A 6,466-nucleotide genomic window follows, 5' to 3' on the forward strand; every position below is an offset into this window, starting at 1 on the left:
GCGGAGGACGGCCACCGGCCGTCCTCCGCCCGCCTTCCGCCCGCCTTCCGCCCCGCCCCCGGGCGCACCGGCGTGTGCGCCCCCGACCGGAGGTGTGAGTCCATGGACAGCCCCTTGTCCGTCGCCGCCGTACCCGCCTGGCTCCTGGTGCTGCCGGACACCGACGAGGCCGCCGCGGTCGCGGCCCGGGCCCGCCCGTACGCGTCCGAGGTGCACGCCCACGCGTCCGGCCGGCCGTGGCTGATGGGGCGCTGGCGCCCGGAGGAGCTGGTCCTCGGGGAGTGCGGCGGAGCGCGTGTGGCGGTGCTGGGCGAGCACGCGGTCACCCCGAGGGAGGCGGCCCGGGCCGCGGCCGCGGCCGGCGACCCGGCCTCCCTCGACTCCTTCGCCCGCTCCTGGCACGGCAGTTACCACCTCCTGGCCAGCCTGCACGGCCGGGTCCGGGCCCAGGGCACGGTGACCGGCGTCCGCAGTCTGTGCCACGCCGGGACACGCGGCGTCCACCTGGCCGCGGACCGGGCCGACGTCCTCGCCGACCTGGTCGACGCGCCCCTCGACGAGGGCCGGCTCGCCGTGCAGCTGCTCAGTCTGGGCGTGCTGCACCCGCTGTCCCAACGGCCCGTGTGGCGCGGTGTGGAGACCCTGCCCGGCCACGACTACCTGGTACTGGAACGCGACGGCCGGGCCCGCCGGGCACGGTGGTGGCGGCTGCCCCGCCGCGACGTGCCGCTGGCCGAGGGCGCCGCGCACCTGCGGGAGGCGCTGCGCCGGGCCGTCGGCGCCCGCGTCGACGGCCGCGACCTGGTCACCGCCGACCTGGGCGGGGTGGACTCCACCGCCGTGGTCTGCACCGCGGTACGCGCCGGCGCCAAGGTCACCGCCTACACCGCGGCCACCCACGACCCGCGCGGCGACGACGTGCATTGGGCGCGCCGCACCGTCGAGGCGCTGGCGGCGGACGGCGAGGGAACCGTCGAGCACCACGTCGTCCCCGCCGAGGACTTCCCGCTCACCTTCGACGGCGTGGACGCGCTGTCCGACGTCCTGGACGCGCCCTCGCTGTTCGCCGTGGACCACAACCGGCGCATGGGGCTGCTCCGCCTCGCCGCCGACCGCGGATCCACCGTCCACCTCAGCGGTTTCGGCGGTGACGAACTGCTGGCGGGCGCCTCCGCCCGGGTGCACGACCTGCTGCGCCGCCGCCCCCGCGCCGCCGTCCGCCACGCCCGCGGTTACCTGGCCAAATACCGCTGGTCGCGGCGCGCGGCCGTACGCCAGCTGCTGGACCGGCGCCCGTACGGCGCGTGGCTGGAACAGGTCGCCGCCGACCTGACCGAGCCGCTGCCGCCCTCGGACGAGCCGCTCTTCCAGTGGTGCACCCCGCCCAGGATGCCGCCGTGGGCCACCGCGGACGCCGTCGAGGCGGTCCGCGCGCTCATCCGGGAGGAGGCCGCGGCGGCCCGGCCCCTGGGCCCGGGCCACGGCGAGCATCGGGAGCTGGCCACCATGCAGGCGGTGTCCCGGTTCGCCCGGCACCTCAACCAGATGACACGGCCGCTCGGCCTGCTCTTCGCCTGTCCCTTCTACGACGACCGCGTCGTCGAGGCCGGCCTGGCGGTGCGGCCCGAGGAACGGGTGACTCCCTGGCGGTACAAGCCGCTCATCGTGGAGGCCATGCGCGGCGTGGTCCCCGAGGCCGGCCGCACCCGGGCCACCAAGGCCAACGCCACGCTGGAGGAGGAAGTGGGGCTGCGCCGCCACCGCCGGGCGCTGCTGGCGCTGTGCGAGGACTCCCGGCTGGCCCGGCTCGGCCTGGTCGACGCGAAGGCGTGGCGCGCCTGGTGCGACGGCCCGGTCTCCGCGGAGCTGGAGAACGTGCTGCTCCATCCGACCGTGGGCTGCGAGGTGTGGCTGCGCGGCCGGGAGGCGCTGCCCCGCCGCCCCCGCGGCTGACCCGCGTTCCGACGCCCCGGCCGATCTCCTCCCGGGCCTTTGCCCCCGGCTGCCCGTTTCCCCGCCCGGCTGCCCGTTTCCCTGCCCGGCTGCCCGTTTCCCTGCCCGGCTGCCCGTTTCCCTGCCCGGCTGACCGATTCCCTGCTGCGGCTGACCGTTCCGCTGCCGCGGCTGCCCGCTCCCTTTTCCGCTTTCCGCGACCGACCAGTGTCCCTCGCCCACGGAGGAGACCGAAGGAGACCCGAATGAGCCTCGAACTGCGCCGCGGCGTCCTGATGGCCGAGACGGAGTACGGCCTGGCGCTGCTGGACGAGACCAGCGGCGAGTACTGGACCCTCAACCCCACTGCCGCCGTCGTCCTGGAGACCGTGCTGGCGGGCGGGAGCACGCAGCAGGCGGTGCACGCCCTGACCGAGCGCTACGACGTCCGCGCCGACCGCGCCGGGGAGGACGTGGAGCGCATCGTCGCCGAACTGCGGTCGGCGGGTCTGCTCGCCGGGAACTGACCGGCACACGGAGGAAGGAAACGCCATGTCGACGCCCGAAGCGGTCCCCTACCGGCCCCGTTCCGTGCCGCTGCCCACCCGGCTCGCGGCCCGTCTCGCCGTGGTCTGCGCGCACCTGCTGGCGACCCAGCCGCCCGCCCGGATCCGCGCCGTGCTGCGCCGGGTGCGCCGGGGCGCTCGGCCGGCCACGGTGGCGGAGACGGCGGCCGCCCTGAACACGGTCCTGGCCGTGAGCCTGACCGCCGGCGGCCGCAAGGGCTGCCTGCCCCGGTCGCTGGCGACCGTGCTGCTGTGCCGGATGCGCGGGCAGTGGCCCACCTGGTGCGTGGGGGTCCGCACGCGTCCCCCGTTCGCCGCCCACGCGTGGGTGGAGGCGGAGGCGGAACCGGTCGGCGAGGACTGCCCCGCCGACTACTTCCAGCGCTTCTTCACGGTCGGCTGACCCACCGCCGGGACCGCACCCGCCGGGGGACGGGACAGGACAGGTGCGCGGCCTGCCCGCCGGAGCAGGTCCGAACACCCGCCGGAACGGCCCCGCCCACCCGCCGGAGCGGTCCCGGCCGGCCGCCGGCCGGGCCGCCGCGGGCGTTCGGACCCTGAACTCCCCAGCCGCCAGGGGGCTTTCTCCGCTTCATCTCTTGACGTCCGCGGAGGCACAGAGCACATTGGGCCCACTCTGAGAGCGCTCTCAAACGTGGGAGCGCTCCCGGAGCCACCCGAGTTCCCCACACTCCGCACCTCCGAGAGGCACCCCACATGAGCGACACCTCCGGCATACCCCACAGACGGCGCCGCCTGCGGCGCGCGCTCGTCGCCGCCCTCGGCACCCTCGGCCTCGCGGCGGCCGCGGCCACCGTCGCCTCCCCGGCCGCGAACGCCTCGGCGCCCACGCCCCCGTCGGGCTGGACCCAGGTCTTCCTCGACGACTTCAACGGCCCGGCCGGGTCCGGCGTCAACACCTCCACCTGGCAGTACGACACCGGGACCTCGTACCCGGGCGGCGCGGCCAACTGGGGCACCGGCGAGGTCGAGACGATGACGTCGAGCACGAGCAACGTCTCGCTCGACGGCAACGGCAACCTGCTGATCACCCCGCGCCGCGACGCCTCCGGCCACTGGACCTCGGGCCGCATCGAGACCACCCGCACCGACTTCCAGCCCCCGGCCGGCGGCAAGCTGCGCGTGCAGGCCCGCATCCAGTTGCCCAACGTCACCGGCGCCGCGGCCAAGGGCTACTGGCCCGCGTTCTGGATGCTCGGCGCGCCCTTCCGCGGCAACTACCAGAACTGGCCCGCCGTCGGCGAGCTGGACATCATGGAGAACGTCCAGGGCCTCAACACCGACTGGGCCACCATGCACTGCGGCACCAACCCGGGCGGCCCCTGCAACGAGACCTCCGGCATCGGCGGTTCGACCTCCTGCGCCGGCACCACCTGCCAGGCCGGGTTCCACACCTACTCGATGGAGTGGGACCGCTCGACGAGTCCCGAGGAGATCCGCTTCTACCTCGACGGCGTCAACTTCCACACCGTCAGGGCCAACCAGGTCGACGCGACGACCTGGTCCAACGCCACCAACCACGGCTACTTCATCATCCTCAACGTGGCGATGGGCGGCGGCTTCCCGGGCGCCTTCGGCGGCGGCCCGGACGGCGGCACCGAGCCGGGTCATCCGATGGTCGTCGACTACGTGCAGGTGCTGTCCTCCGGCGGCGGGGGCGGCACCACGCCGCCGCCGTCCGGCAACCGGGACGCCTACAGCGCCATCCAGGCCGAGTCCTACGACTCCCAGAGCGGCGTGATGACCGAGTCCACCACCGACACCGGCGGCGGGCAGAACATCGGCGCGCTCGCCAACGGCGACTGGGCCCTCTACAAGGGCGTCAACTTCGGCTCCACCGCGGCCACCCAGTTCTACGCGCGGGTGGCCAGCGGCGCGGCGAGCGGGGTGAGCGGCCTGGTCGAGGTGCGCCTGGACAGCCGCAGCAACGCCCCCGTCGGCAGCTTCGCGGTGGCCAACACCGGCGGCTGGCAGTCGTGGCGGACGGTGCCCGCGAACATCGGCTCCGTCACGGGCACGCACGACGTCTACCTCACGTTCACCAGCGGCCAGCCGGCGGACTTCGTGAACGTCAACTGGTTCGACTTCGGGCACTGATCCCGGCTCGCGAAGGGGGCTCCACGCGCGCGTGGAGCCCCCTTCGCCATCCACGTATCCACGTATCCACCCGTCCGCGCGTCCACCCGTCCGCCCGTCAGCGCAGTTCCGCGCGGAACGCGGCCGGTGTCGTGCCGGTGTGCTGATGGAAGAACCGGGAGGGAAGAACCGGGAGAAGCCGGCCGCGTCGGGGTACAGCAGCGGCGGCAGGTCGTAGCGGCACAGGCCGGTCGCCTCCACCGTGGCGCGGGGCGGGACGCCGGGCCGCATGGTCAGGACGGTTCCGCGGTACCCGGCCTCCTGGGAGAAGCGGTGCACCTGTCCGGGGCGGGCCCACAGCACGTCGCCGACGCTCGCCTCGTACTCGGCGAAGTCGATCATGTGCCGTACGGGGCCGCCGCTGAACACCGTCACCACGGGGAAGCCGATGCGGTGGACGCGATGCGGCGGCGCGTCGGTGTGCCAGGTGCGGCCGGTATCCATCGGGTCGGCCCGGACGCCGGCCCCGCCGACGCGCAGGTCGACCGGGAAGCGGAGGCCGTCCTCGTCACCACCGGCTCCGAGGCGCACGCCGCCGTCGTGGCGCGCGCTGCGGGCGTCGACCGGTGTGAAAGATCCCGCCCACCGGGACACCCGGTACGGGGAGGAGCTGGACGCGGTGACGAAGTCTCTGAACCACGAGGGGGTCGAAACTGAATGAGCGAGATCAACACGGCGGGCCCGCAGGACGCGCCGGCCGACAGCCCGGCCGTCCTGGCCTCCGCCCTCACTCCGGAGGACCCCGGCCGGTCCGGTCGGCGCAACCCGCTGCGCGACGCCCGCGACCGCCGGCTGCCCCGCATCGCGGGCCCGTCCGGCCTGGTCATCTTCGGTGTCACGGGCGACCTGTCGCGCAAGAAGCTGATGCCGGCCGTCTACGACCTGGCCAACCGCGGGCTGCTGCCGCCCGGCTTCTCCCTGGTGGGCTTCGCCCGCCGCGAGTGGGAGGACCAGGACTTCGCGCAGGTCGTCCACGACGCGGTGCGCGAGCACTCCCGCACCCCGTTCCGCGAGGAGGTCTGGCAGCAGCTCGCCGAGGGCATGCGGTTCATCCCCGGCGACTTCGACGACGACACCGCCTTCAAGCAGCTGCGGGAGACCGTCGAGGAGCTGGACCGGTCCCGCGGCACCGGCGGCAACTTCGCCTTCTACCTCTCCGTGCCGCCGCGGTTCTTCCCGAAGGTCGTGCAGCAGCTCAAGCGGCACGGCCTGGCCGACGCCCCCGAGGGCTCCTGGCGGCGCGCGGTGATCGAGAAGCCGTTCGGCCACGACCTGAGGTCGGCCGAGGAGCTCAACGCGATCGTGCACGAGGTCTTCGCCCCCGACCAGGTCTTCCGCATCGACCACTACCTGGGCAAGGAGACCGTCCAGAACATCCTGGCGCTGCGCTTCGCCAACCAGCTGTTCGAGCCGGTGTGGAACCGGTCGTACGTCGACCACGTGCAGATCACCATGGCCGAGGACATCGGCATCGGCGGCCGGGCCGGCTACTACGACGGCATCGGCGCCGCCCGCGACGTGATCCAGAACCACCTGCTGCAGCTGCTGGCGCTGACCGCGATGGAGGAGCCGGCCTCCTTCGACGCCGAGTCGCTGGTGAGGGAGAAGCTGAAGGTGCTCCGGGCGGTGCGGCTGCCGGAGGACCTGGCCCGGCACACCGTGCGCGGCCAGTACACGGCGGCCTGGCAGGGCGGCGAGAAAGTGTGCGGCTACCTGGAGGAGGAGGGCATCGCCCCGGACTCCCGGACCGACACCTACGCCGCGATCAAGCTGGGCATCGACAACCGCCGCTGGGCGGGCGTGCCGTTCTA

At 74.2% G+C, this 6,466-nt stretch carries 5 protein-coding genes and 1 pseudogene; 5 read left to right on the top strand and 1 reads right to left on the bottom strand.

The features are described 5' to 3' along the window. Positions 1-102: 102 nt before the first annotated feature. From IE225_RS25775 to IE225_RS25790, 4 genes are all read left to right on the top strand, one after another. Positions 103-1,953 (top strand): asparagine synthase-related protein, encoded by a 1,851-nt coding sequence (locus IE225_RS25775; RefSeq protein WP_190059997.1) that lies wholly within the window; start codon positions 103-105, stop codon positions 1,951-1,953. A gap of 245 nt (positions 1,954-2,198) precedes the next feature. Next, positions 2,199-2,459 (top strand): lasso peptide biosynthesis PqqD family chaperone, encoded by a 261-nt coding sequence (locus tag IE225_RS25780; RefSeq protein WP_190059998.1) that lies wholly within the window; start codon positions 2,199-2,201, stop codon positions 2,457-2,459. A 25-nt stretch (positions 2,460-2,484) separates the two neighbouring features. Then, on the top strand, positions 2,485-2,901 hold the full coding sequence (locus IE225_RS25785; RefSeq protein WP_190059999.1) for a lasso peptide biosynthesis B2 protein: 417 nt from the start codon (positions 2,485-2,487) through the stop codon (positions 2,899-2,901). A gap of 314 nt (positions 2,902-3,215) precedes the next feature. Further along, a complete protein-coding gene (locus tag IE225_RS25790; protein ID WP_190060000.1) occupies positions 3,216-4,616 on the top strand; it encodes a glycoside hydrolase family 16 protein in 1,401 nt (466 codons plus the stop codon). Between the two features lie 180 nt (positions 4,617-4,796). Here IE225_RS25790 and IE225_RS25795 read toward each other — a convergent pair. Continuing rightward, positions 4,797-5,186, bottom strand: a pseudogene (locus tag IE225_RS25795) (AraC family ligand binding domain-containing protein); the annotation flags it as partial. Between the two features lie 126 nt (positions 5,187-5,312). Here IE225_RS25795 and zwf point away from each other — a divergent pair. Beyond that, a partial coding sequence (zwf, locus tag IE225_RS25800) for a glucose-6-phosphate dehydrogenase (RefSeq protein ID WP_229880031.1) occupies positions 5,313-6,466 on the top strand: 1,154 nt, incomplete at its 3' end.

Source organism: Streptomyces echinoruber (genome assembly GCF_014651135.1).
Classification (GTDB): Bacteria; Actinomycetota; Actinomycetes; order Streptomycetales; family Streptomycetaceae; genus Streptomyces; species Streptomyces echinoruber.

What these genes read in the sequence shown, in the direction of transcription:
- IE225_RS25775 (WP_190059997.1), top strand. Translation starts at nt 103, where the DNA reads ATGGACAGCCCCTTGTCCGTCGCCGCCGTACCCGCCTGGCTCCTGGTG.
- IE225_RS25780 (WP_190059998.1), top strand. Translation starts at nt 2,199, where the DNA reads ATGAGCCTCGAACTGCGCCGCGGCGTCCTGATGGCCGAGACGGAGTAC.
- IE225_RS25785 (WP_190059999.1), top strand. Translation starts at nt 2,485, where the DNA reads ATGTCGACGCCCGAAGCGGTCCCCTACCGGCCCCGTTCCGTGCCGCTG.
- IE225_RS25790 (WP_190060000.1), top strand. Translation starts at nt 3,216, where the DNA reads ATGAGCGACACCTCCGGCATACCCCACAGACGGCGCCGCCTGCGGCGC.